The sequence below is a fragment of the Winogradskyella damuponensis genome (genome assembly GCF_039538385.1).
GTDB classification, from domain to species: Bacteria; Bacteroidota; Bacteroidia; order Flavobacteriales; family Flavobacteriaceae; genus Winogradskyella; species Winogradskyella damuponensis.
The window spans coordinates 525,374-552,126 of record NZ_BAABCB010000002.1; the positions used below are offsets into that span (position 1 = coordinate 525,374).

21 protein-coding genes and 1 tRNA gene are annotated in these 26,753 nt (G+C 32.0%); 16 read left to right on the top strand and 6 right to left on the bottom strand.

Annotated elements, in window-relative coordinates; genetic code table 11:
• Positions 1–144: 144 nt before the first annotated feature.
• From topA to ABD730_RS02480, 7 genes are all read left to right on the top strand, one after another.
• Entirely contained in the window at positions 145–2,688 is a 2,544-nt protein-coding gene (topA, locus tag ABD730_RS02450; RefSeq protein WP_334467449.1) for a type I DNA topoisomerase, read from the top strand.
• A 6-nt stretch (positions 2,689–2,694) separates the two neighbouring features.
• Complete coding sequence (locus ABD730_RS02455; protein WP_344712290.1) at positions 2,695–3,861, top strand: formimidoylglutamase; 1,167 nt, start codon at positions 2,695–2,697, stop codon at positions 3,859–3,861.
• A gap of 165 nt (positions 3,862–4,026) precedes the next feature.
• On the top strand, positions 4,027–5,373 hold the full coding sequence (gene porK / locus ABD730_RS02460; protein WP_443089851.1) for a T9SS ring complex lipoprotein PorK/GldK: 1,347 nt from the start codon (positions 4,027–4,029) through the stop codon (positions 5,371–5,373).
• A gap of 83 nt (positions 5,374–5,456) precedes the next feature.
• Positions 5,457–6,092, top strand: coding sequence for a type IX secretion system motor protein PorL/GldL (gene porL / locus ABD730_RS02465; RefSeq protein WP_334467443.1), 636 nt, complete (start codon positions 5,457–5,459; stop codon positions 6,090–6,092).
• A gap of 49 nt (positions 6,093–6,141) precedes the next feature.
• On the top strand, positions 6,142–7,713 hold the full coding sequence (gene porM, locus ABD730_RS02470; protein WP_334467441.1) for a type IX secretion system motor protein PorM/GldM: 1,572 nt from the start codon (positions 6,142–6,144) through the stop codon (positions 7,711–7,713).
• A gap of 69 nt (positions 7,714–7,782) precedes the next feature.
• Positions 7,783–8,694, top strand: a complete 912-nt coding sequence (porN, locus tag ABD730_RS02475; protein WP_215928802.1) for a type IX secretion system ring subunit PorN/GldN — start codon at positions 7,783–7,785, stop codon at positions 8,692–8,694.
• A 121-nt stretch (positions 8,695–8,815) separates the two neighbouring features.
• Positions 8,816–9,859, top strand: coding sequence for an NAD(P)/FAD-dependent oxidoreductase (locus ABD730_RS02480; RefSeq protein ID WP_344712293.1), 1,044 nt, complete (start codon positions 8,816–8,818; stop codon positions 9,857–9,859).
• On the opposite strand, the gene ABD730_RS02485 is transcribed toward ABD730_RS02480, so the two are convergent.
• Positions 9,860–10,267, bottom strand: a complete 408-nt coding sequence (locus ABD730_RS02485; protein ID WP_334467436.1) for a DUF983 domain-containing protein — start codon at positions 10,265–10,267, stop codon at positions 9,860–9,862.
• Between the two features lie 112 nt (positions 10,268–10,379).
• On the opposite strand from ABD730_RS02485, the gene ABD730_RS02490 reads away from it, so the two are divergent.
• The 9 genes from ABD730_RS02490 (at position 10,380) to ABD730_RS02530 (ending at position 21,468) form a co-directional block, all read left to right on the top strand.
• Complete coding sequence (locus tag ABD730_RS02490; RefSeq protein ID WP_334467434.1) at positions 10,380–12,290, top strand: ABC-F family ATP-binding cassette domain-containing protein; 1,911 nt, start codon at positions 10,380–10,382, stop codon at positions 12,288–12,290.
• 73 nt (positions 12,291–12,363) lie between these two features.
• Positions 12,364–13,503 (top strand): efflux RND transporter periplasmic adaptor subunit, encoded by a 1,140-nt coding sequence (locus tag ABD730_RS02495; protein WP_334467432.1) that lies wholly within the window; start codon positions 12,364–12,366, stop codon positions 13,501–13,503.
• Entirely contained in the window at positions 13,503–16,700 is a 3,198-nt protein-coding gene (locus ABD730_RS02500; protein ID WP_334467430.1) for an efflux RND transporter permease subunit, read from the top strand. Before ABD730_RS02495 ends, ABD730_RS02500 begins: the two co-directional genes overlap by 1 nt.
• The gene (locus ABD730_RS02505; protein ID WP_344712296.1) at positions 16,690–18,009 is read left to right on the top strand and encodes a TolC family protein; all 1,320 of its coding nucleotides are present in this window, start codon (positions 16,690–16,692) and stop codon (positions 18,007–18,009) included. Before ABD730_RS02500 ends, ABD730_RS02505 begins: the two co-directional genes overlap by 11 nt.
• Positions 18,010–18,020: 11 nt before the next feature.
• Entirely contained in the window at positions 18,021–18,203 is a 183-nt protein-coding gene (locus ABD730_RS02510; RefSeq protein ID WP_215928816.1) for a CPXCG motif-containing cysteine-rich protein, read from the top strand.
• 134 nt (positions 18,204–18,337) lie between these two features.
• Entirely contained in the window at positions 18,338–19,186 is an 849-nt protein-coding gene (locus tag ABD730_RS02515) for a leucine-rich repeat domain-containing protein (RefSeq protein WP_344712298.1), read from the top strand.
• A gap of 165 nt (positions 19,187–19,351) precedes the next feature.
• Positions 19,352–19,424 (top strand) — tRNA-Met (locus ABD730_RS02520).
• 54 nt (positions 19,425–19,478) lie between these two features.
• Positions 19,479–20,783, top strand: a complete 1,305-nt coding sequence (locus ABD730_RS02525; RefSeq protein ID WP_215928820.1) for a tyrosine-type recombinase/integrase — start codon at positions 19,479–19,481, stop codon at positions 20,781–20,783.
• Between the two features lie 4 nt (positions 20,784–20,787).
• Positions 20,788–21,468, top strand: coding sequence for a hypothetical protein (locus ABD730_RS02530; protein ID WP_334467421.1), 681 nt, complete (start codon positions 20,788–20,790; stop codon positions 21,466–21,468).
• A 597-nt stretch (positions 21,469–22,065) separates the two neighbouring features.
• Here ABD730_RS02530 and ABD730_RS02535 read toward each other — a convergent pair.
• The 5 genes from ABD730_RS02535 to ABD730_RS02555 all read right to left on the bottom strand — a co-directional run.
• Positions 22,066–23,148 carry a peroxiredoxin family protein gene (locus tag ABD730_RS02535; RefSeq protein WP_344712301.1) on the bottom strand — a complete coding sequence of 361 codons (1,083 nt, stop codon included), beginning with the start codon at positions 23,146–23,148 and terminating at the stop codon, positions 22,066–22,068.
• Positions 23,149–23,330: 182 nt separating this feature from the next.
• Positions 23,331–23,705, bottom strand: coding sequence for a hypothetical protein (locus ABD730_RS02540; protein WP_344712303.1), 375 nt, complete (start codon positions 23,703–23,705; stop codon positions 23,331–23,333).
• 29 nt (positions 23,706–23,734) lie between these two features.
• The gene (locus ABD730_RS02545; RefSeq protein WP_344712305.1) at positions 23,735–24,172 is read right to left on the bottom strand and encodes an SMI1/KNR4 family protein; all 438 of its coding nucleotides are present in this window, start codon (positions 24,170–24,172) and stop codon (positions 23,735–23,737) included.
• Positions 24,173–24,342: 170 nt separating this feature from the next.
• On the bottom strand, positions 24,343–25,674 hold the full coding sequence (locus ABD730_RS02550) for a hypothetical protein (protein ID WP_344712307.1): 1,332 nt from the start codon (positions 25,672–25,674) through the stop codon (positions 24,343–24,345).
• A 237-nt stretch (positions 25,675–25,911) separates the two neighbouring features.
• Positions 25,912–26,753: hypothetical protein (locus ABD730_RS02555; protein ID WP_344712309.1), on the bottom strand; the 842-nt coding region annotated here is incomplete at its 5' end.

Consider the following 26,753-nt stretch of genomic DNA (forward strand, 5'->3'; position numbering starts at 1 on the left):
TTATAAACACTAGAAGCCTTACAATTTGTAAGGCTTTTTCTGTACTTAATAATAAATAAATCACGATAAAATGCATCGTATTTACGACCAAATTAGGATTGTATCTTAATTTTCATATACATTTGTAAACGCAAAAAATTAAGAATGTCGAAGAATCTAGTTATTGTTGAGTCACCAGCTAAGGCTAAAACCATAGAGAAATTTTTAGGAAAAGATTATAAAGTAGAGTCCAGTTTTGGGCACATTGCAGATTTGCCATCTAAGGAGTTAGGGGTAGATGTAGAGGGAGATTTTATGCCTAAGTATCAGGTTTCTAAAGATAAAAAAGATGTTGTTAAGAAATTAAAAGAATTAGCAAAGAAAGCAGATGTTGTTTGGCTAGCAAGTGATGAGGATCGAGAAGGGGAAGCAATTGCGTGGCATTTAGCTGAAACATTAAAATTAGATAAAGATAAAACGAAACGTATCGTTTTTCACGAGATTACAAAAAGTGCAATAAACAAAGCCATTGAAAATCCAAGGAGTATTGATTATAACTTAGTGGATGCACAACAAGCAAGACGTGTTTTAGACCGTATTGTAGGTTATGAATTATCTCCTGTATTATGGCGAAAAGTAAAAGGCGGCCTGTCTGCAGGTAGAGTACAATCGGTTTCAGTACGCTTAATTGTAGAACGCGAACGCGATGTGCAAGCTTTTGAACCTAAAGCTTCGTATAGAGTAGATGCAGAATTCACAAACGAAGACGGAAATTCTTTTAAAGCCAAATTGCCTAAGAATTTCGATTCTGAAAAAGAAGCGTTAGATTTCCTTAATAATAATTTAGGCGCGACTTATCAGATTTCAGATTTACAAAAGAAACCAGCAAAGAAATCTCCAGCAGCACCATTCACAACATCAACACTTCAGCAAGAAGCCTCACGTAAATTAGGATTTTCTGTAAGTAGAACCATGACTAACGCTCAGCGTTTGTATGAAGCAGGTTTTATAACTTATATGAGAACAGATAGTGTTAATTTATCTGATGAAGCAAAAAAAGGAGCAGAGAACGAAATTATTTCTGCCTATGGTTCAGAATTTAGTAATCCAAAAAATTATAAAGGAAAATCTAAAGGAGCACAAGAGGCTCACGAAGCGATTAGACCTACAGATTTTTCAAACCATACTGTTAATGCAGAGCGCGACCAAGCAAGATTATATGATTTAATATGGAAACGTGCTATTGCTTCGCAAATGAGTGATGCAAGGCTAGAGCGTACAAATCTTAAAATTCAAATTAATTCAAAAAATAAGATAGACGAACAATTCACAGCAAATGGTGAAATCATAACTTTTGAAGGCTTTCTCAAAGTATATTTAGAAGGTACGGATGATGAAGATACAGAGCAAGAAGGTATTTTACCAGATTTAAAAGTTGGTGAAGCACTTCAGAATAAATATATCACTGCAACGGAGCGTTTTACAAGACCACCTTCAAGATTTACAGAAGCTTCATTAGTGAAGCAATTAGAGGAATTAGGTATTGGGCGTCCATCAACTTATGCGCCAACCATTTCTACCATTCAAAATAGAAATTATGTGGAGAAGGGAACGCACGAAGGAGATGAAAGAGCCTACAAGCAATTGGTTTTTGAAAATCAAAATATAAAGGCCAACACGCTTTCTGAAAAAACAGGTTCCAATAAAGGAAAATTAGTGCCAACTGATATTGGTATGATTGTAACCGAGTTTTTAGTAAAACATTTTGAAAGCATTTTAGATTATAATTTCACGGCTAAAGTAGAGGATCGTTTTGACGATATTGCAGAGGGCAAGGAAGATTGGAGAGAGATGATGAAAGATTTTTATAAAGGCTTTCATCCTCAAGTTGAAGATGTACAAGAAAATGCAGAACGTGAATCAGGAGAACGTATTTTGGGTACAGATCCAAAGACTGGTCGTCAAGTTAGCGTGCGTTTAGGTAAGTTTGGACCAATGGTGCAAGTTGGTACTATGGACGATGAAGATAAGCCTAAGTTTGCAAGCTTATCTCCAGACCAACAGCTTAATTCTATTACCTATGAAGAGGCTATGGATTTATTTAAACTTCCAAAAGCTTTAGGTCACTATAAAGACGAAGAGGTCGAAGTTAATAATGGACGTTTTGGACCTTATGTAAGATTTGGTAAAAAGTTTGTCTCATTGCCTAAAGGAGTTGATCCTTTAAGTGTAGAGATGGATGAAGCACTAATATATATAAAGGAGAAAGAATTAGCAGATGCTCCCATATATATGTATAAAGATATGGAAGTTACCAAAGGTAAAGGGCGTTTTGGACCATTTATCAAATGGAACAACATGTTTATTAATGTAAATAAAAAATACGATTGGGATAATTTATCTGAAGAAGATATCGTTACTTTGATTGAAGAAAAAATTCAGAAAGAAATCGATAAGGTTATCCATAATTGGGAAGATGCTGGTGTAAGAGTAGAGAAGGCAAGATGGGGAAGACACAACATTATAAAAGGCAAACAAAAAGTTGAGTTAGCCAAAACGGTTGATGTGAGTAAAATGACTTTAGAGAAAGCACAAGAAATTCTCGAAAAAAACGCACCTAAAAAGAAGGCGACAAAAAAGAAAGCCACTAAGAAAACTGCAACAAAGAAAACAGCAACAAAAAAGAAAGCTACAACTAAAAAGAAATAATTGAATATGAATTTTAATTTCCTCACGCCTGTATCAGATGCGGTTTTAGCTCATAATGAACTAGCAGCGCAACAAGCGCTAGGGAAAAAAATTAAAGTACATTCTCGTCAAAACGGAATACCAGATTTAGAAAACGTTCAAATGGCAATCATTGGCGTTCAGGAGAATAGAAATGACGTTAATTACATGGGAGCTCATGTAAATTTTGATTCTATCCGTAAAACGCTCTACTCTTTATTTCCTGGTAATTGGCATACAACATTAGCTGATTTAGGAGATATAGAGCCAGGAGAGACAGTTGAAGATACGTATTTTGCTATTCGAACAGCAATATCTGTTTTAGTAGAGAAGGGAGTGATTCCTATTGTGTTAGGAGGAAGTCAAGATTTAACTTACGCTAATTATCGTGCTTACGATTCACTGTTACCAATGGTAAATATTGTAAGTGTGGATACGAATTTCGATTTAGGCGATGCTAACCTTCCGATTAAGAATAATAGTTATGTGGGAAAAGTCATTGTAGAAGAGCCCTATAACCTGTTTAATTATTCAACAATAGGGTATCAAACATATTTTAACTCCCAAGAAGAAATAGATCTCATAGAAAAGTTATACTTTGAGGCCTACCGTTTAGGTGAAATTTCTGGAGATATAAATAAAGTTGAACCTTTAATGCGAGATGCACATATCGTATCTGTCGATTTAAAGTCGATTAGAGCTGCTGAGGTTAGCGATAATCAAAAATATTCTCCTAATGGATTTTCAGGAAAAGAGATTTGTGCTATCAGTAGATATGCAGGCATAAGTAATAAAGTATCGTCCTTTGGTATTTATGAATACAATGGATCTAAGAATGATAGTGCAACATCAATGCTCGTCGCTCAAATGATATGGTATTTTATTGAAGGAGTTAATTGCCGAGTTAAAGATGATCAGTTTAATAACGAAAATCATTACCAAAAGTATAATGTGTTGGTAGAGGATGACGAACTGATTTTTTATAAAAGCTTAAAAACAGGACGTTGGTGGATTGAAATACCTTTTTTACCAAATGTTAATAATAAATTAAAAAAGCATACGTTATTACCATGCATGCATTCCGATTATGTGCACGCAACTCAAGGTGAAATACCTGAGCGTTGGTATAAAGCTTATAGGAAGAATAGCTTCTAAAGCGAACACTTAATCGAATTTTAACATTTTTTTAATCGACGAAATGCTTATTTTAAGGGTGAAATGCAAAAAAAACAAAAAAAAAGTTGTTTATTCGGAAATATATAAATATGTTTACGACCTCAAAAATAATAAGGACTAATTTAACCTAGAGTTACTATGAATATTAAGAAGTTTATTTTACTAACAGCAGTACTAGTTATGGTCGCCAGTTGTAATTCCGGAGATCGAGGACAATTGGTAGGTGTTAAGGGTAAGAAATGGCATCCAGAAAAGCCCTATGGGATGACGTTAGTACCTGGCGGAGCTTTTATTATGGGTAAGTCAGATGATGATTTAGCTGGCGTACAAGATGCTCCAACTAAAACAGCAACTGTTCGAGCGTTCTATATGGACGAGACTGAAATTACAAATAGCGAGTATCGTCAATTTGTAGAGTGGGTAAGAGATTCTACACTAAGATTAAAATTAGCTGAAATGGCTGACTTAGAAGGAAAAACACCAGGGAATGGAGATATTGGAGAGTTTGCTTATATCGATTCAGATCCAAATAACCTGAATGCTTATGAAAGCTATATGGTTAATACCTATGGAAACGAGCAAAGAAAAATTAATCGCGATGTAGAATTGTATTTTGATACTGATGATTATCCAGATGAATTGTATGCCGAAGTAATGGATGGTATGTATTTACCATTAGAAGAATCATATAATGGTCAACGTACTTGGGATGTAAAGCAATTTAAATTTCAGTATACCTATATGGAAATAGCTAAAGCAGCTAAGAATAGAGGATTAAAACGTTCTGAAGTTATAGTTCAGCAAGAAGTTGAAATTTATCCAGATACAACAGCTTGGATTAGAGATTTCGCTTATTCTTATAACGAACCAATGCATAATGATTATTTCTGGCATGATGCTTATGGAGCATATCCTGTTGTAGGTGTGTCTTGGAAACAAGCACAGGCTTTCTGTCAATGGAGAACTTTATATCACAATGCAGATAGAAAGAAAAGAGGAAAGCATGCTGTAAATAAATACAGATTACCATCTGAAGCAGAATGGGAATATGCAGCACGTGGAGGTTTACAAGGAGCAACTTATCCTTGGGGTGGACCTTATACTAAAAACGATAGAGGTTGTTTCATGGCTAACTTCAAACCGTTACGTGGAGATTACGCAGCAGACCAAGCATTGTATACTGTAGAAGCTGATGCTTACGATCCTAATGATTTCAACTTATATAATATGGCAGGTAACGTATCAGAATGGGTAAACGGTTCTTATGATCCTGCATCGTATGAATATTCGTCAACAATTAATCCTAATGTAAACGATCCTAATAATGCTCGTAAAGTAGTAAGAGGAGGGTCTTGGAAAGATGTTGCCTATTTCTTGCAAGTAAGTTCAAGAGATTATGAATATGCAGATTCTGCAAGAAGCTATATCGGATTTAGAACAGTTCAAGATTATATGGGAACTGAAGTAACTAAAAACGCAGCTACAAACTAAAAATTAAACTTAACTTAAACTAAATATTAATCCAAAATGAGCATTAATTAACCTAGCTCATTTGAAAACAAAAAATTAAAATCATGGCAAAAAAGAAATTATCAACAATGAATATGGTCTATGGACTAGGAGCGGCAATTGTAATTATTGGAGCATTATTCAAAATTCAACACTGGCCTTACGGATCCCTTATCCTTACTATAGGTATGATTGTTGAAGCAGTTGTATTTACGATATCAGCATTTGAGAAACAAGGAGATGACTTAGATTGGTCTCTTGTATATCCAGAATTAGCTGGCGGACAGTCGTTAGGTGGAAAAAAGAAAAAATTAGAAGAGCCTAAAGATGCAGATGGTTTATTATCTAAGAAATTAGATAATTTATTAAAAGAAGCTAAAATTGATGGTGCGCTTATGGCAAGCTTAGGTGATAGCATTAAAAACTTTGAAGGTGCTGCAAAAGGAATTTCTCCTACAGTAGACTCAATGGCAGCTCAAAAGAAATATAGTGAAGAAATGTCTTTAGCAGCAGCTCAGATGGAATCTTTAAACAGCCTATATAAATTACAAGTGGAAAGCGCAAATCGTCAAGCAGCGATTAACGAAGAAGCTGTAGAAAATGCAACTAAATTAAAAGAACAAATGCAATCTTTAGCATCTAATCTTTCATCATTAAATGGTGTATATGGTGGTATGTTATCTGCAATGAATAAAAACTAATTGGTTTTATAATCGATTTAATTAATAAACAATTAAAAACTAATTAGAAATGGCAGGAGGAAAACAGTCCGCAAGGCAAAAAATGATTAACCTAATGTATTTGGTATTCATTGCAATGATCGCAATGACCATGTCAAAAGAAGTATTATCTGCATTTGGTTTAATGAACACAAAATTTGATAGCGCTAATGAATTAGCAGCAACTTCAAACGAAGGTATTCTAAGTCAGTTGAATACACAGGCTGAAGAAAAACCAGAGCAATTTGGTGCAGCTAATCAAATGGCAAAACAAATTAGTATTATTTCTGATGATTTTTACAATTGGCTAGGCGATGTCAAAGAGAAAGATATTGTAAAGAACGGAGGATACGAAAGAGAAGAAAATGGCGAATTACCTTATGAAGAAATGGATAAAGGTGATAAGCTAAATGAACTTTGGTTTACAGGTGATAGATATACTAAAAGAGGTGATGAAATCGTTGCTAGAATAGAAAAGTATAAAAATGATATTAAAGCTGTTTTACCTAAGGAAGGTAAATGGGCACCTGTAATTGAAAGTTTTGAAAAGCGTTTTTCATTAGATCCTATTGTTGATAATGAAGGTGCTGAAAAAAAATGGTTAGATTACCATTTCCAAGGGTTCCCTGCAATTGCATCATATACTAAGCTAACAGCAATGCAAAATGATGTGAAAGCTTCAGAAACTGATATCTATAATGGTTTCCTTGGTAACTTAGTTAGTAAAGCAACTTCATTAAAGAATTATCAAGCAATCGTATTAGCTGATAAATCTGCATTTTTTGCAGGAGAGAAATTTCAAGGTAGAGTTGTATTAGGTAAATATGCTAATGTAACACCAACGAAATTAAATGTTCAAGGTCAAGAAATTGATTTAACTAATGCTATAGATTCTACAGGAGCAGCTAAATTAGACTTTAACGTAGGTAATGTAGGTGAGCACAGTATTGAAGGTAAATTTACATTCTTAGAAGATGGTCAGCCTTTAGATATTCCTATTATTGGTAACTATGTGGTTGTACCAAGACCAAATTCTGCAACTATTTCTGCAGATAAGATGAACGTTGTTTATCGTGGTGTTGCTAACCCAATGACAATATCTTTTGCAGGTGTACCAGATAATAAAGTAAGAGCTACAGGAGCAGGACTTAAGCCGGTTGGTAGTGGTAAATATGTTATGAATCCTGGTACAGGTAGAGAAGTTACAATTAATGTGTCTGCTACTTTAGATGACGGTTCTTCAGCAACTGATCAAAAAACGTTTAGAATTAAAGATATTCCTAAACCTACAGGTACAATTTCTGGTAAAGATGGTATTGCAAAATTACCTAAACGTAACATAGAAATTGGAACAGTTGGTGCTAAATTGGATGATTTCGTATTCGATTTACCAATTAGTGTAACATCGTTCAAAATAAAAGTTCCTGGACAACCTACAGTATTGGTTGCTGGTACTAAAATGAATAGTCAAGCAAAATCAGCTATTGGTAGAGCTCGTAAAGGTGATGTAATAACTATTTTTGAGATTAAAGCTAAGATTACAGGTAATTCTAGTTATAACTTAAAAGGTGTTTCTCCTGTAGCGGTTGAAGTAACAAACTAATCAATAGTTAATTGTGATAATTAACGTTATCATTTGATAAGAAAATCCCAAATTATAATAAAAGATAAGATGAATTTAAAAAGCTTTTTATGTATAGGATTAGGTGTTTTAGCCGCAAACAGTATGTTTGCTCAAGCTAATATCCTAAATGCAAAAATACCAGAAGAAGTTGGTATGAAAACTGAAGCGCAGTTACTTCTAGATAACGACAAGCCTTTAGAGTATGGATATGTTGGTGATAGAGATATCTTATTTTCTAAAATGACTTGGGAAAAGATAGTTTTAGATGAACGTGCTAATTTCCCTTTATACTTTCCTACTGAAAGCAATTTAGGAGACGATAGAAAATCATTATATATGGTGTTAATGGAAAACATCAATAATGGTACTATACCAAAAGTATATGCAGATTCATATTTTACTGAAGAACGTACTATGGAAGATTTAGCCCCTTCATTAAAAAAGGAAGAAATTCAAGATGAAGGAATTGAATGGATGAATCAAGAAGGTGTTTCTGATACCTCTCTTGTACCTGAAGAGTATGTTATTCGTCGTGAAATAGGACCTGCAGATATTAATTCTTATCTCGTTAAAGGACTTTGGTACTTTGATAAGCGTCAAGGTGAATTAAAGTACCGTATCTTAGGTATTGCACCTGCAGCACCAGATGTTAACTTTATTGATTCTGATGACGAAGCTAATAAAGAACCAATTGGTTTATTTTGGATCTTTTATCCTGAATTAAGAGATATTCTTCATGAAGCTAAGGCTTTCAATAATAAGAATAGTGCTGTACCACTTTCATTTGATCATATATTAAATAGCAGACGTTTTAGTTCAGTTATTTATAAAGAAGAAAATGTTTATGGTGATAGAGAAGTAAAAGATTACGTTGCAGAAAATGCATTAATGCAGCTTTTAGAATCAGAACGTATCAAAGATAAGATTAGAAACTTTGAACAAGATATGTGGAGTTACTAGTTAACTTAACATAAAATAATATAAACGCTCACTTTTTAAGTGAGCGTTTTTTTTTTTGCAATCAATATTTTATCTGTCTTCCTAAGGCTTTTAGAGTCTATATTTATTTACTTTTGCTGTAATGAAAGACGTAGATTATATCATTGTAGGATGTGGATTGGCAAGCATCTCTTTTTGTGAAGAATTAAGAGCCAATAATAAAACGTTTATTGTTTTTGACGATGATTCTCAGCAATCATCTATAGTAGCGGCAGGATTATATAACCCGGTTATCTTGAAACGATTCTCTGAAGTTTGGATGGCTAAAGAACAGCTCGCATTAGCATTGCCTTTATATGCTAAAATTGAAAATGAGCTGAATATAAAAGTAGATTATAAACTTCGAATATTAAGACGATTTACTTCTATTGAAGAGCAGAATAAATGGTTTACGGCATCAGACAAGCCTTCTTTAGAACCTTACCTTTCGCTTCAACTGATTAAAAATAATAATTCTGAAATTGATGCTCCTTATGGCTTTGGTGAAGTCTTACATGCAGGTCGTTTAGATACAGAAATGCTTATAACGAGTTACAAAAACCTTCTTAGAGAAGCTAATTGCCTAGAAGAACAATCGTTTATTTATGATAATATTCAATTTAATAATGAATCTATTGTATACGAAAATGTAAAGGCAAAGCAAATTGTATTTGCAGAAGGCTTTGGTATAAAACAAAACCCGTATTTCAGTACAATTCCGCTTACAGGTTCTAAAGGGGAAATCTTAGTGATAAAAGCACCCGACTTAAAAATTGATTATGCCATTAAATCTTCAGTATTTATTATTCCTTTAGGGAATGATTTGTATAACGTAGGCTCTACATATAATAATCTTGATAAAACGAATAGACCAACAGCCTTAGCTAAAGAAGAATTAACTTCAAAATTAAAGACATTTATTAAATGTGATTTTAAAGTTGTTAATCATATTGCAGGAGTAAGACCTACTGTAAAAGATAGACGTCCATTGGTTGGTAGACATCCAAAACACAATAATATTTATGTGTTAAATGGCTTAGGAACAAGAGGAGTTATGATTGCGCCTTATGTGGCAGGTAAACTATTTCGATTTATAGAAAAAGGCGAAAAGTTAGATGACGCTATTAATATTAAGCGTTTTGAGTAATTAATGTTGTTTTAATTCTGTAGTCGATTTTTTTACTAATTCTTTGTCGTAACTCATAAAAAGATTAATCCAAATATTACGAGAGAGACGCATAATTACAGGCATAAATGCAATTAGTGTAACAACAATAGCTATAAAAGCAATCGTTAAAGAAAATCCTAATATATTATAACTAATAATAAATGCTGCTACGGCAAAAGCAATACCAACAGCATAGCTTACATACATTGAGCCATAGAAAAAAGAAGGCTCTATTTGATATTTAGTCTTACAATGCGAGCATGTTTCTCGCATTTTTATAACTTCCGAAAGCACATAGGGGTTTTTATTCTGGTACATGGATTCTTGGTGACATTTTGGACATACACCAAAAAGAATACTATAAAGTTTCATTCCTTTTCTAATCATAACTAAAACCTTTACTTTTGCGTTTTCTAAGACAATGCGAAGATAAAATAATATAACTGAAGCATTGTAACAATTGTAACTCAAAATCGCAATTGTATTATTCAAAAAACTTATGCTAAATATCCATAATCTTTCTATATCATTTCAAGGAGAATACCTTTTTGAAGAAATTACATTTAAACTCGGTCTTGGAGATCGTATTGGTTTAATTGGTAAAAATGGAGCAGGTAAATCTACTATGCTTCGAATTTTGTCAAAAGAACAAGAAGCTGATTCTGGTCAAATTGCTGCAGATAAGGATATGAAGATAGGGTTTTTAAAGCAAGATATTGACTTCGATTTAGGTAAGACGGTATTAGAAGAATCCTATCAAGCATTTAAAGAGATTAAAAAATGTGAAGCGCAGCTTGAAGAAATTAACACGCAATTAGCTGAGCGCACAGATTACGAAAGTGAATCCTATCATCAATTAATGGTTGATTTGAATGATGTTCAACATCAATACGAAATTTTAGGAGGTTACAATTACCAAGGAGAAACAGAGAAAATTCTTCAAGGATTAGGTTTTAAACGTGAAGACTTTAATAAACTAACAGATACATTCTCTGGTGGTTGGAGAATGCGAATTGAATTAGCAAAACTTCTACTTCAAAATAATGACTTATTACTTTTAGATGAGCCTACTAACCACTTAGATATTGAGTCTATTATTTGGTTAGAAAACTTTTTAAAAGGATATAGCGGAGCAGTAGTTATTGTATCACACGATAAAATGTTTTTAGACAATGTTACCAATCGTACCATTGAAATTTCATTAGGTAGAATCTACGATTACAATAAGCCTTACACCAAATTTTTAGCTTTGCGTAAGGAAATGAAGGTTCAGCAATTAGCAGCTCAAAAAAATCAAGAGAAGAAGATTGAACAAACCGAAAAGCTTATTGAAAAGTTTAGAGCTAAAGCATCTAAAGCGACAATGGCGCAATCGCTGATTAAAAAATTAGATAAGATTGATCGTATTGAAGTTGATGAAGATGATAACAGTGTAATGTCTTTAAATTTTCCAGTTTCTATTACACCAGGAAAAGTGGTTGTAGAATTAGAAAATGTGTCTAAACGTTATGGCGATTTACAAGTATTGCATAATGTAAATTTAGCGGTACCACGTGATATTAAAACCGCATTTGTTGGGCAAAACGGACAAGGGAAATCAACTTTAGCAAAAATTATTGTAGGAGAACTTGAACACGAAGGTAAACTAACTTTAGGGCATAACGTTCAAATTGGTTATTTCGCACAAAATCAAGCAGAGTATTTAGACGGAAATAAAACGGTTTTAGACACCATGATTGATGCGGCAAATGAAACCAATAGAAGTAAAGTTAGAGATATTTTAGGGTCTTTCTTGTTTAGAGGAGAAGAAGCAGAAAAATATGTAAGAGTCCTTTCTGGTGGAGAGCGAAATCGTTTGGCTTTGGCTAAGCTATTATTGCAGCCACTAAATGTGCTTATTATGGATGAGCCTACGAATCACTTAGATATTAAATCTAAAAACGTATTAAAAGAAGCGTTGACAAAGTTTGAAGGCACCCTAATATTAGTCTCCCACGATAGAGATTTTCTTCAAGGTTTGACGGATACTGTTTACGAATTTAAAGATCAAAACATCAAAGAATATTTAGGCGATATTGATTTTTATTTAGAACAACGTAATCTTGAAAACTTAAGAGAAGCTGAAAAGAGAACTGTAGTAGCAGACAAACCAAAGGAAAGCAATAAGAAAAGTTACGAAGATCAGAAAAAATTAAAATCGTTAAATAATAGGTTGAGCAATATTGAATCTAAAATCAATCAGCTAGAAAAAGATATTAAAGCTGATGATGTAAAATTGGCAACAGATTATGATAATACAGCTTCAGAGCCTAAATTTTTTGATGAATATCAAGCAAAGAAAAAGGCTTTAGAGAAATTAATGAGCGACTGGGAAGCGGTTCAGTTTGAGCTCGATGAGATTTCTAGTTAATAATTAAGATTTTTTTAACGGCTTCACTTAGCTATAAAGTTAGCTTTGTAAATTATTGACGACCAACGAGCTTATGTTAAGAAAAATTATTTTATCCGTTTTAGGAGTTGCATTAATAATAGGTGCAATTATTTATGCTAATTATCTTATAGATAACAAACACAAACCAAAACCTGTTATACCTAAAGTGGTTAAAACGGTTCTTGTAGACACTGTTAAAAACACAACAGTACCAATTGTGATTACAGCGAATGGAAATCTTACTGCTTTGCAACGTGTTGAGTTGTATTCTGAAGTTCAAGGTTTATTTAAAACAGGTTCAAAGCTTTTTAAACCAGGTCAGAAATTCAATAAGGGAGAAACATTAATTCGTTTAGATGCCTCAGAATACTACGCGAGTGTTCAATCTGCTAAAAGTACTTTATATAATAGTATTGCCGCTATAATGCCAGATTTGCGTTTAGATTTTTCAGATGTATTTCAAAAATGGCAAACGTACTTAAATAGCTTTGATTTAAATAAAACAACACCAAAACTTCCAGAAATCTCTAACGAAAAAGAAAATTACTTTATAACAGGTAGAGGTATTGTGAGTGCGTATTATAATGTTAAAAACCTAGAACAGCGTTTAACAAAATACAGAATTACAGCACCATTTTCAGGGATATTAACCGAAGCCTTAGTTACTGAAGGTACTTTAGTGCGAAATGGCCAGAAATTAGGAGAATTTATTAACCCTTCAGTTTACGAAATGGAAGTGGCTATTAGTAAATCTTTTGCCGATGTTTTAAAAGAAGGTGAAGACGTTACGCTTACCAGTTTAGATAATAGTAAAACTTATAAAGGTAAAGTTTCTAGAGTTAATGGAAGTATAGATGCAACTACACAAACTATAACGGCTTATATCGAAGTTAAACATTCAGACCTTAAAGAAGGTATGTATCTTGAAGCAAATTTGAATGCTGAAAAGGTTGAGAATGCTATAGAAATTGACAGAAACCTATTATTAGATAGTCAAGAAATATATGTGGTTAACGATAGTTTACTTGATGTAATAGCCGTGAAACCAGTACACTTTTCTAATGCAAAAGTTATTTTAAAGGATGTGCCAAATGGGACTATAATTTTAAGAAAACCTGTGCCTGGTGCTTATGCCGGAATGCATGTTAAAGCAGCAAAAGGCAATACTGTAACTTCTGATTCTATTCAATAATGAGAAAATTAATTGAATATTTTATAAGGTATCATGTTGCAGTAAATATTTTTATTATAGCATTTATTGTCTTTGGTACTATTGGCGCTTTATCTTTAAAATCGTCATTCTTTCCGCTTACAGAGTCTAAAATTATCAATATTAATATTGCTTACCCTGGTGCTTCGCCTCAAGAAATTGAAGAAGGCATTGTACTTCAAATTGAGGATAACCTAAAAGGACTTAAAGGGGTTGATCGCGTAACGTCAACATCGCGTGAAAATAGCGGAAGTATTACGGTAGAAATTGAAAAAGGAGAGAGTTTAGACTTTATGCTTCTTGAAGTGAAGAATGCAGTAGACCGTGTACCATCGTTTCCAACGGGTATGGAGCCGTTAGTAGTTTCTAAGCAAGAAGCAGTGCGAGAAACGATTTCTTTTGCAATTAGCGGAAAAGACATTCCTTTAGTAACACTCAAACAATTAGCACGCCAAGTAGAAACAGATTTACGAGCAATTGATGGTATTTCTCAAATTGAAATCTCGGGATTTCCCGAGGAAGAAATTGAAATAGCCGTTAATGAACTCGATTTATTAGCCTATAACCTTACGTTTAATGAGGTGGCAGCAGCTGTCACTAATGCCAATATTTTAGTTACCGGTGGTAATGTAAAAACGGTTGCAGAGGAGTATTTAATCAGAGCGAATAACAAACAATATTACGGTAGCGAGCTCTCTAATATTATTGTAAGAGCGTCTTCGGACGGAAAAGTAATTCGTTTAAAAGACATTGCGGTCATTAGAGATCGTTTTTCTGAAACACCAAATGCGACCTATTTTAATCAAGAGTTGGCTGTTAACATTTCGATTACAAGTACTAATAATGAAGATTTAATTACATCAGCAGATAAAATAAATGCCTATATAGAAGAGTATAACCAAAAGTATACTAATATAAGGTTAGATGTGGTTCGAGATTTATCTGTGACTTTAAAACAAAGAACCCAATTATTAGCGGAAAATGCTATTGTTGGTATGATTCTGGTTTTAGTGTTTTTATCGATATTTCTAAATACACGTTTGGCATTATGGGTGGCTTTTGGTCTGCCTATTTCATTTTTAGGGATGTTTATATTTGCCGCTCAATTTGACGTTACTATTAATGTATTGTCGCTTTTTGGGATGATTATCGTTATCGGTATTTTGGTGGATGATGGTATTGTAATTGCTGAGAACATCTATCAGCATTACGAAAAAGGAAAAAGTCCAATTCAAGCGGCTATCGATGGTACTATGGAAGTTATTCCACCTGTGGTATCTGCAATTATTACGACGCTTTTAGCCTTTTCTTTGTTTTTCTTTTTAGATAGTAGAATCGGTGAGTTTTTTAGTGAAGTTGCCGTCATTGTAATCTTAACATTAGTGGTGTCTTTAGTAGAAGCGCTAATTATTTTACCAGCTCACTTAGCGCATTCTAAAGCGTTAAGAGCTCAGAAGATTGATGAAAATCCTTCAAAAATAAAACAGTTTTTCTCATTTATGAGAGCTATTAATAACGGTGGAGATCGGCTAATGTCTTTTTTAAGAGATAGCGTGTATACACCTATTTTAAATCGTGTGTTAAGATTTAAATTATTCTCATTAGGCGTTTTTGTTGCTTTGCTAGTATTAACACTTGGGTCGCTTGGTGGAGGTGTGATAGGTGTTACGATGTTTCCGAGAGTCGCTAGTGATGCTGCCAATATAGAACTAGTAATGCCTGCAGGAACGAATGTGAAAATTACTGATTCTATTATTTCTATGATAGAAGAGAAAGCATTTATTGTAAATGAAGAACTGACAGAGAAATTTCTTAAAGGTACTGGTAAACAATTATTTGAAAATACGATAGTAGAAATTAGTAGTAGTTCTAGCGCGAGATTAAGAATTAATTTATTACCAGGAGAAGAACGTCCAGACGAAATAAAGTCAGATTTAGTTACTAATAGATTAGAAGAATTAGTTGGCCCTGTAATAGGTACAGAACGATTAATTTATGGTTCAGGAGGAAACTTTGGCGGTAGTCCTGTGTCAGTTTCTTTATTAAGTAATAATATTGAAGAATTAAAAGCGTCCAAATTAGAGCTTAAAAAGTATCTGGAATCCAATCCATTACTTAAGGATATTGGTGATAATGATCCTGCTGGTATAAAGGAAATCCGATTAGAGTTAAAAGAAAGTGCCTATTTATTGGGACTCGATTTAAGAACCGTAATGGCTCAAGTACGTTCAGGATTTTTTGGTGCGCAAGCACAGCGTTTTCAGCGAGGACAAGATGAAATTAAAGTTTGGGTGCGTTACGATAGAGAAAATAGAAGTTCTATTAACGATTTAGACGCTATGCGTATTGTAACACCAACAGGCGAACGTGTAACATTAAAAGATATTGCAAGTTACAGTATTGCTAGAGGCGATGTTGCTATAAATCACCTCGAAGGTAAACGAGAAATACAAGTGTATGCAGATCTAAAAGATCCGAGTACAAGTGCCACAGATATCATGGATGATATTAAAACTGTGTTTATACCTCAGTTACAATCTAAGCATCCAACTATAAACGCTTCTTATGAAGGGCAGAATAGAGAAAAAGATAAATTAGTTGGTTCTTTAGGTGTAGCAGGTCCTATTATTTTAATATTAATTTATATCACGATTGCATTTACATTTAGAAGTTACTCACAACCGTTTTTACTTCTTTTATTAATTCCGTTTAGTTTAACAGCTGTAGCTTGGGGGCATTGGTTGTTAGATTTTCAAGTTAATATTTTATCCCTTTTAGGGATTATAGCCTTGATTGGTATTATGGTGAATGATGGTCTAGTTTTAATAGGTAAATTCAATAGCAATCTTAGAGAAGGTATGGCTTTTGATTTGGCATTGTCTGAAGCAGGGAAGTCGCGTTTTAGAGCTATTTTCTTAACTTCATTAACAACTATTGCTGGTTTAGCACCATTGTTATTAGAGAAAAGTAGACAAGCACAATTTTTAAAGCCTATGGCTATTTCTATTTCTTTCGGAATTGCGTATGCAACGGTTTTAACCTTATTGGTTTTGCCATTATTTTTATCATTTAGCAATAGTATTAAACAAGGAGGTAAATGGTTAGCTACAGGAAATAAGGTGACTAAAGAAGAAGTAGAACGTGCTATTAAAGAACAAAATGAAGCAAATGAACATTAAAAATATACTTGCATTTCTGTTTTTTGCATACTGTATTGGTTTGCAAGCACAAGAAATTTTAACTAAAGAGCAGGCCGTTTCTTTAGCTTTAGAAAATAATTATGGTGTAAAAATTGCTAAAAATGCAGTTGCAGTTGCAGAGAATAATACCAATATTCTTAATACAGGTTTTTTGCCTACACTTACAGGTAATGCAGGTGCAAACTATAATTTAGACAATACTGAAGCCGAATTTTCTGACGGTAGGCCAGATGCCGTTTTAAATGGTGCAGAAAGTTCTAATTATAATGCCAGTTTGAGTTTGAATTACACCCTTTTTGATGGTTTAGGCAGACGTTATAATTATAAACGGTTAAAAGAGCAATATCAATTGTCAGAACTACAAGCTAGAGAGACTATAGAAACAACTATACTTCAGCTATTTTCAGTGTATTATAATGTAGCTCAGCTTTCAGATAATCTAAATGCATTAGAAGAAACTTTGAATAATACTAAAGATAGATTAATAAGAGCAGAATATCAGTTTGAATACGGTCAGAGTACCAAGTTAGAGGTGTTAAATGCAGAGGTGGATATTAACACAGATAGCATTAATATTATTAATACCAAACAAGATTTAAAAATTGCTAAGCGTGATTTAAAATTAGTTTTGGGAGATGTTTATTCCAATGATTTTAATGTTGAAACAGACGTTGAGTTTGCGCTTCAATTTCATAAAGATAGTTTATTTGAAAAAGCAAAGTCTCGAAATGTAGCATTACTTCAAACAGAAAAAAATATTTTAATTAGTCAACTTGATATTAGTTCTGGTAAATCTGCTTATCTACCAACAGTTGGGTTGTCGGGAACTTATGGCTGGAACAAAAATAATAATAATGCAGTGGCACTTTTAGCGGTTTCTACAAACACAGGTTTGTCTGCGGGTTTAAATTTAAGTTGGAATCTGTTTGATGGAGGGGCAACCATAACACGTGTAAAAAACGCTAAGATAAATCTTGAAACCCAAAAGCTTCAAAAAGAAAATATTTTACTTAATATAGAACGAGACTTCAATAATGCTTGGGATAATTACCAGAATAAGCTTAAAATTTATAATATTCAAGAAAAGAATATTGTAACGGCTCAAAATAACTTTGATCGTACACAAGAAAAATTCAAAATAGGACAAGTTAATTCTATTGAATTTAGACAAGCACAAGTAAATTTACTTAATGCCGAATTAAGTCGAAATCAAGCAAAATTTGCTGCCAAATTATCTGAGTTAGAGGTGCTACAAATTAGTGGAGAATTATTGAATATTCAGTTTTAAATTGAAATACAATGCATGAACATTTTTTTCAATGTCCTTATTGTTGGGAGCAAATTTCAATGCTAATCGATGTCTCTCAAAAGCATCAAAAATATATTGAAGATTGTGAAATTTGTTGTAATCCAATCCAAGTTTCAGTTGTCGTTGAAAGACAGGATATTATAAGTTTTTTAGCTGAAAATATAGAACAGTAAAAATAATTATAGTGCACGTTTTTAGGAGTTTATGTATTTTGAGCATGTAGTTCATCGAAAAAAGTTGCAGTTTGTAGTCATAGTTACTATATTCGTACTGTTATTGTGTCCCTCCACAAAAAACTCTACTAACCATGAAGACACTAAAAATAACACTATTATTCTGCTTAATATCAGTACTCTCGTATGCCAATGTTTCTCAGGATCAAAAAACAGCATTGGTAGATTTATATACTGCAACCAATGGTGATTCTTGGAATCATTCATGGGATTTAAAACAACCAGTTTCAAAATGGTACGGACTTACTTTAGAAGGAGATAATGTTGTTGGAATAAACTTAAGTTTTAATAACTTAATAGGAAATCTTCCAGAGTCAATTTCAAACTTAACACATTTAAAAGTTCTTAATTTATCATTCAATAAATTAGAAGGAGAATTACCAGTAACTATAGTAAGCATGATTAGTTTAGAAGAGTTAAAGTTATTCTCAAATAAATTTAATGGTGCTATACCTTCAGATATAGGAGCTTTAACTAATTTAAAATCTTTAGAACTATTTAATAATGATTTTTTTGGAGAGATTCCGTCATCTATAGGAAATCTAACTAAATTAGAAAGCTTAATTTTAAGTAGTAATTTACTTATGGGTAGATTACCTAGCACCATATCTAAGTTAAAATCTTTAAAAGTATTAAGTGTTTTTGATAATAATCTATTAGGAACAATTCCAAAGTCAATAGGTGAATTAACCCAATTAGAAGAATTGGTACTATCAAATAATGGATTTTATGGAAACCTGCCAGGCGTATTAGTAGAATTAAAAAGCTTGAAAACTTTGTTATTAAGTAACAATAAATTTGAAGGTAATTATGCTGTTTTAAAAGAGCAATTACCAAACATTGTAGATTTTGATTTAGACGAATCAAATTTAAATGAAGGAGTCTTGGCGACTTTAGATGACGAAGAAAACGATGATGATTAATCATTATCAGGATTAAAATAATAGCGCTCAAAATAAATTTGAGCGTTTTTTTTTTGTTTAGTCTTTCATAGTTTAAAAAAAGTATTATCTTTGCAGTCCTAAAATGATTGAGTCGGCATTATGAACCGAAAGTTAAAAGCTAAGAAAATCATTTTAAGATTAAATCGCGGGATAGAGCAGTAGGTAGCTCGTCGGGCTCATAACCCGAAGGTCACAGGTTCGAGTCCTGTTCCCGCTACTAAGTAGAATTGCTTAAAACAGACGGTTTAGTTCACGCTAAGCCGTTTTTTTTATGTCTAATTTGAACAGAATTCTTACATTTGAACACGAAAGTGAACACGATTTAGAACACAATCTCCCATTGAAGAATTTATTTTCCATACCAAAAATTTATACAGGCAAAGGTGATTTGAGCAAACGCTGGTATGTCTATTTTTCTTATCGCAATCCTAAAACAGGAAAATTGCAACGTATGCAAAATGTTTATGGAAAAGCGAATAAATATACCACTAAAGAAGATCGTCTTTTTGTATTAACGGTATATAAACGAACCTTACTCAAACTACTAAAAGAAGGATTTAATCCCTTTGAAGATAATACAGCCTTGTTAGCCAAACGAAAAGGCGATTTTAAACCATCTAAGGCATCACAATATTCAGGAGTTGATACTACTAAAGAAAAGGAAGCGAGTGTGCCTATTATGTCTATAAAGGAAGCCTTTGACTTTGGATTAAAGCTCAAAGAAAAGTTATTAAGCAAAACCACTAAGCGAGCCTATGAGAATAGAATCAAGAATTTTTTAAAATGGGTTGAAGATGTGCATCCAGAAATAAGCACGATAGATAAAGTTGATAGAAAACTTGTTACACAGTTTTTAAACCATGTACTTGTAAATACAAGTGCGCGAAACCGCAACAATTTTAGAGTTGATTTAAGTAGCTTAATACAAGTTTTGGAAGATAATGATATCGTGGCTACGAATTTCATGAAACGGATTCCAGTATTAAAAAGCATACCACAACGAAATAAAACGTATAGTAATGAAAAGCAAGAAGAAATCTATACATTTCTTGAAAAACAAGATGCCTTGTTACTGTTGTACATTAAATTTATCTCTTATAATTTTTTGAGACCTATCGAAGTTTGTCGATTAAAAGTAGGTGATATTGACCTAAAAAATAAGTTAATAAAGTTTAAAGCTAAAAACAGTCCTTTAAAAACAAAAATTATTCCAGATTTACTAATTAATGATTTGCCTGATCTATCTAAAATGGACAAGTCGTTATGTTTATTTACCCCAGAGCAGATAGGAGGCAAGTGGGAAACCGATGTAGATAATAAACGAGATTACTTTTCTAAGCGTTTTAAAAAAGTGGTTAAAGATCCTTTTGGACTTGGTAAAGATTATGGTTTATATAGTTTCAGACATACCTATATTACAAAACTGTACCGCGCTTTGGTAAAAGGTTCTTCACCGTTTGAAGCTAAAAGTAAACTTATGTTAATCACAGGTCATTCATCGATGTCAGCCCTTCAAAAATATCTTAGAGATATTGACGCGGAGTTACCCGAAGATTATTCAGAACACATAAAATAGAGCTATGGAGCTGGACAAATTATTTACCGAGCTATGGAAGAATCTATATAAATCTTTTGTGTTTTATATACCATCACGATTGTTGCCAGATTTAGAGCATAACAAGGCCTTAAATACAGTTGTTTTAATTGATAGCAAAGGGTTTGATAGCGAATTATTAAATGATGAGCCCTCTCATTATCAGATATTGGGTAAAGCGATGATTTTAAATGATAACATCTTTAAGCTTATCGATCAAAGTGAACGCTTACCAAAGCATAAGTTTGATTTTTTTTTAGAGAAGTATTTAGAACATGTCAATTTTGTATTATATGTATCGAATTGGATGGAAAATAATATAGAAATTGATATATCTGATTTAAGGGAAGAAACCAAAAAATCATTTAAATCACAGACCCAAGTTTTTTTAAAACATGTAGAAGATTTAAAATCACATATAATACTACCAAATAAATCATTAGAAAAGCAAAAGGTCAATGTTCTAAAATTTATAGAAAACGATTTAACGGATATAAAGAACGTTCTAAATTTAAATTCAGTAAAACCGAATGACTCTGTAGAGAATGTGGCAACTAAAACGTCAATAAAAAACAAAAATAAATTGCCTTTAATAACCGAAGAAGATGCTGAAGACTTTCTTTTAGAAACGGTCTTTCAGATTAGGAAAGGTTATATAAAAAAATGATATCCTTACTTTATATTATAAAAAATAATATTGAAAAAATTGAAATAGTGTATTGTAGATAAAGTCAGTAAGAAAATTAGAATATTAAGTTTTTTTATTCCTTTTTAGGTCTTTTGTTAATGTTGTTTTTTAGAAGAACAATTGGAAATTGTATTACTGTTTAAAATTGTTTATTAGAACGAACCTCTGTTGCTTCTTTTCAATAGTCTAAATAAAGCCATAAGGTTTAATTTTTTTAGTATGTTTTTTAGTGTGGTTGAAGAAATAGATAGCTATTACTAAATAAAACCTCTGCTGTATTATTATTGTGGAGGCGACGTTTTAGTCCCTATTTGTTTAAGAATAAAAACAATTTTAGTTCTTTATTATTTTATTTAGCGTAAAACAAACGTTTGTTTTACGCTAAATAAAATATTTTAGAGTATTATGAGGATTGATTAACCAAATTTCAATAAATCCATTACCTTTTTTATAGGATTGATTAAATTAATATGGAATCTATGAATTCAGGTTTTGTATAGGATTCTTAGTTAAAAAGATTCTCAATACTGTTTGATCATTTTGTGATTATTATACACGGTGTTGGCAGCAGTACTTTTATTTTAGATTTTCGGCTAGATATACACTTAATTGTTCTGGCTTTAAATTTCGTTTTATAATCTTACCATCTTTCCCAAGCAAAAATGTAGTCGGAAAACTTCTTATGTTGATTTTATGTGTTTCTACAGCATTCTCATCCAAGTAATGTGTCCATATAAAACCTTTTTTGGTTATAACACTTTTCCAATTATCAATTTCATTAGTTTTGTCAGAAGATATACTCACAATTTCAAAGCCCAATTCATTATACTTTTCATACAATGAGATATATTTGTCCATGTCTCTTAGGCAAGGTGCACAATTAGAGAACCAGAAATCCAAAAGAATAATTTTTTTGCTTTTTAAATCATTTATTCCGAAGTTGACATTTTCTAAATTTAGATTTTTTAATTCAAATTCTTTATTAACAAAAGTTAATGATTTTGACTCGGTTAAACTTGATTTAAGTTGTTTGAAAAGATGAGTCTGTTTTATTTCATTAGAAAAGAGATTAATTGACTCATCATACAATTTATTATATTCAGATTTTTTAGAAAAATTGTCAACTAACAACCAAAGAGGAACATAGGAATTTGGATTTTTACTAATAAAATTAATTATTAACGAATCTTTTTCAACTCCTATATCTCTTCTTTCTTCTACGGTTTTTACGCTCGACCACAGTTTATTTAATGAGTCCAATCCATATTCTTTTAATGATTCATATTCTTTTTGGGATTGTGATTTTAATTTATCAGGTATTATTATCTCCTTATTGTTGTTGGCAAAACTTACAAAAAGTTCAGTAGAGCCACCATCAATGAAAAACTTTTCAGATAATCCATAATTCATATCAAAAAAGTCGAACATAATGGGATGAGAAGGTTTATTTCCACTAAATTCAACAGTTCCATTTTCAATTTTTGCCTTAAATAACATGGTGTATGAAGAGTCAAGAAATTTTTCAGAAACAAAACTCGGATACATGGATAAAGAATCAGATTTTGTTTCTGTCTTTATCTTAACACTGAAGTGGTTATTTTCTTGTTTGCAAGAAAGCACAGAAATAAGTAGAATTAAAATTAGAATTTGTTTATTCATGATTGTAAATTTATTTCAATTCAGATTCTGTTTTGCGTATTGCTGCCAACGGTCTAGTGTATGATTTCGTTGCGTGTTTAAGCACTAAAGTTAGCAAATAAATCACAGATAGAAAGTCCGCGAGGACTTTCGTAAGTAGGCTCTAACTAGCAATGAATTATACACATTGTTGTGCATAGTTTTTATTCTTCTACGACTCCAATAAACATTAAATACTCAATTTCGGTATCATAAATTTCGAGTAGTTTATCCTTTGATAATTTTACTTTTTCCTCATTCAGAGCATATTCCACCATTTGGTTTATATCCAATTCGGTATTCGATTCAGGTTCGTTTTCAGGATTTGGATTGTCAGAAGTCAGTCCAGTTTTCTCCATATAATTCATTTCCGCAATTAGAGCGTCACGAATCAAATTCAGGTCAGATTTTTTCTTATTCAGCTTTAATGCAATGAAACAAGTTGCCTCGTCTAAATCATAGATTTCTTTTCCAGCGTTATTTTCATTTACAGTACAGATTGGTTCGTTTTTACAACCGAAAAATGAGAGTAAAGTCAAGATTAATATTTTTTTCACGAATTATTGTTTTATGAGTTAAATTTCGATTTTATTTTGTCCCATAATGAGCTTTTGTCGATATGAAGTTTATTAATCGATTCAGCAATTATTTCTACCTGTCCTGTCTCGTGATTCCAGAAATATAGTTCATCACTTAAATTTCCATTTCCATTGTGAGTTAAGATTAGTTGATTCCCAAATCCATCCGCACCAATTGCGATTCCACTTTTAGGAAATCCATTCCATTTACGAGCATTTTTTGTTTCAAGTCCAATATGATTGCAAGTTCGACTTATTCTTTTCTTGTCAGATTTGTCAAAAAAAGGGTAAAGTTCAAATTCAAATTCGTCCGTAATTAATTCGCCACCATTTATTTTTATCATTCGGGTTTTAAATTCATTTGGGAATTTTACGTTCAGTTCAGATTCCGTTTCTTTTATGTATTTTTCGTCAATTGGAAATGGCATTTCGAGGTTTTGGTTAAATTATGCACAACGTGTTTGTATATGGTTTGTTGCGTGGTTAAGTACGTAATTTAGCAAATAAAAACCGAATAGAAAATCCGCGAGGATTTTCGTAAGTAGGCTAGAACTAGCAATAAATTATATACGGTGTTGTACACTGGCTTTTTTTGTTTTTAACTTTTAATATTGTTCAAAAAGTCAATTAAAGAATTCTTATTAGGAACTCCGAATTTTGTGTCTAAATCAATTAGTCTCATAAATAATTCGATAATGTGAATTTGAGCTTTTCTTAATTCGTTGAAGTCTATAGGAAGTCTTTTTGCTTTATGAACCATTTTGTGTCTTATTAAATATATTTTTCCAAATACATCTTTTATCTCTTCCTTCTTTTTATGCTCATTAGTCAATATTTTTGATAATCTAGCCTTTACTCTCTGTTCCATTTTATTGTCCTCATTCTCTTTTAATAGAACACTCTCTAAAATTGTTATTAGACTTACACATCTTAAATGCAAGTCCCAATTTGATATTGCAGAACCAAATAATTTAATTGATTGGATAGTTAAATTATGTATTTCACTGTTCCGATTTAATTTTAGATAATTAGAAAAGAGACTTAATCCTCCATTTTGTGCTGAATTGAAATGTCTTTTACTAAAGAAAAAAGGTGAGTTGTTAAATCTCATATTTAAAGATAAACTATCTTCGGTTCCTGGAATTTCGCTCAAATAGTTAGAGTTTAGTTGATAACCCAATCGGAAATTCAAATCAAACATTGTTCTCTTTTCAGGAACTATAGCAGTCTCTCCGTATAATTTTAGTATGTCAACTGCAATTTCAGCTTGAAGTTGTGCTAATTTTTCAGCTTTACTTTTCTCTGCTTGAACAGTTGTTTTTACTAATACTTGACCTTGAAAATCTTTACGGAATATTTGTTTAAAATTCTCTTCAGTTACTGTTTCATCTTTAGATTTCATTCTTTGATACAGTCTGTCAAAATAATCTTTTGTTAAGAAAGTAAATTCTACATTGCCAATTTTGAAAGAAGATTCAATTTCCAAATTGAACATAGGAAAGTAAAACGTATAATGTTCAATTTTGTCTTTTATAACTTTAATTATGTGTTCATAAATTGAATTTTCAGAGTCATTTTTGTAATGACTAACAATCCAGTCAAATGAATGAGTTTGTATAAAATCTAAAGTTGTAATTCTGCTTATATTCCCAAATGAATAAAGTTTCTCGATAAGTAATTTGAATTGTGGATAATCACTTTCGGTGAATCCAATTTTTTGCTTTTTATCACTTTTGAATATTGAAGTTGTATTACCAATATGGTCAGTACTTCTCTCTACGAAATCTCCAACTATCTTATCCGATATATCAATAACATCTTTTTCTTTATTGGTACCAGTTAATTTTGGTTTTGTTTTCGAAACAATGATAGTTTCGACTGTAAGAAGCTTTGTTAGTTTTTTTGCTTCATTGTTCAGTTTTTCTATCATATTTTCTTTGAAGTAAGAGTTTTTTAGCTTGTGTACAACGGTTTTGTATATGGCTCGTAGCGTGCAAATTAGCGATTGTTTTTCGGTTGATCACAAGCCAAATTTTTAAATTTTACTATTTATCTTTTTACTTGGAAATCGTCAAATTTAAAAATTTGGCGACTTTCCAAATATGCCTTAACTTTGTTTAAGCAACTAATTAGCTATGAGCTATATACGTTGTTAGCAATAGTTATTTTACCATTCAATTGACTCAAAGTCAAAATCTTTATCCTGTTTCGGAATAAATTTAATATCAAAACCAAAATATTTATCAAGAACTAATTTTATTAAATCACGGATAAAACTTGAAGCTTCTTCAATTGACATAATTCTTTTCGGTACAGAATTTTTGCCTTTTCCGTGTCTTGCATTTAATCCGCTTACAGAATAATTATTTGCTGTAGCACCGAAGGCTTTGTAGTCAGATTTTTTAACATAGTTTAATATATTGTCGTCTTTATCTTTTAAAAAATCAGATATTTCATCACTAATTTTATACATATTTACAAGATTCCAACCTGCATTACAATAAAGTAAAATATTACGAATAAGTCCTTCGTCAAAGCCTTGATTAATTAATTCGTTTGATTTAGGTTTTTGGTTTAAGAAATGGTCAATATTTAATAAATCAACATCGCATTTATAATTCTCGTGCACTTTTTCTCCATTTTTAAATAAATTTCCAAGCCATACCGAATTATGTTCTTCAGGGTCGATATTTTTCATTTTTGTATATCCATTTATCAAAGCAACTATAAATGTCGCAATAGCATAAACTTCTTCTGATTTTTCTTTATTTGCAAAATGTATTGAATTCAATAAGAAATTTAGTGGCATTGCATTTGAATCTTCTCCAATCGAAAAATTCCCAGGAATTCTACTTACAGAGTGTAAAAAATTCCCAGATGGTAGGATTTCAAAAGTCCAATAATTATTTAGGCTCATTAAGTTTTTTTTAATTATTGCTAACGGTCTCGTATATGATTTGTTGCGTGTTATAAGCGAGTAAGTTAACAAATAAAAACCGAAATAGAAAA

Coding starts and splice junctions, on each gene's coding strand:
- topA (WP_334467449.1), top strand. CDS start 145: ATGTCGAAGAATCTAGTTATTGTTGAGTCACCAGCTAAGGCTAAAACC.
- ABD730_RS02455 (WP_344712290.1), top strand. CDS start 2,695: ATGAATTTTAATTTCCTCACGCCTGTATCAGATGCGGTTTTAGCTCAT.
- porL (WP_334467443.1), top strand. CDS start 5,457: ATGGCAAAAAAGAAATTATCAACAATGAATATGGTCTATGGACTAGGA.
- porM (WP_334467441.1), top strand. CDS start 6,142: ATGGCAGGAGGAAAACAGTCCGCAAGGCAAAAAATGATTAACCTAATG.
- porN (WP_215928802.1), top strand. CDS start 7,783: ATGAATTTAAAAAGCTTTTTATGTATAGGATTAGGTGTTTTAGCCGCA.
- ABD730_RS02480 (WP_344712293.1), top strand. CDS start 8,816: ATGAAAGACGTAGATTATATCATTGTAGGATGTGGATTGGCAAGCATC.
- ABD730_RS02485 (WP_334467436.1), bottom strand. CDS start 10,267: ATGATTAGAAAAGGAATGAAACTTTATAGTATTCTTTTTGGTGTATGT.
- ABD730_RS02490 (WP_334467434.1), top strand. CDS start 10,380: ATGCTAAATATCCATAATCTTTCTATATCATTTCAAGGAGAATACCTT.
- ABD730_RS02495 (WP_334467432.1), top strand. CDS start 12,364: ATGTTAAGAAAAATTATTTTATCCGTTTTAGGAGTTGCATTAATAATA.
- ABD730_RS02500 (WP_334467430.1), top strand. CDS start 13,503: ATGAGAAAATTAATTGAATATTTTATAAGGTATCATGTTGCAGTAAAT.
- ABD730_RS02505 (WP_344712296.1), top strand. CDS start 16,690: ATGAACATTAAAAATATACTTGCATTTCTGTTTTTTGCATACTGTATT.
- ABD730_RS02510 (WP_215928816.1), top strand. CDS start 18,021: ATGCATGAACATTTTTTTCAATGTCCTTATTGTTGGGAGCAAATTTCA.
- ABD730_RS02515 (WP_344712298.1), top strand. CDS start 18,338: ATGAAGACACTAAAAATAACACTATTATTCTGCTTAATATCAGTACTC.
- ABD730_RS02525 (WP_215928820.1), top strand. CDS start 19,479: ATGTCTAATTTGAACAGAATTCTTACATTTGAACACGAAAGTGAACAC.
- ABD730_RS02530 (WP_334467421.1), top strand. CDS start 20,788: ATGGAGCTGGACAAATTATTTACCGAGCTATGGAAGAATCTATATAAA.
- ABD730_RS02535 (WP_344712301.1), bottom strand. CDS start 23,148: ATGAATAAACAAATTCTAATTTTAATTCTACTTATTTCTGTGCTTTCT.
- ABD730_RS02545 (WP_344712305.1), bottom strand. CDS start 24,172: ATGCCATTTCCAATTGACGAAAAATACATAAAAGAAACGGAATCTGAA.
- ABD730_RS02550 (WP_344712307.1), bottom strand. CDS start 25,674: ATGATAGAAAAACTGAACAATGAAGCAAAAAAACTAACAAAGCTTCTT.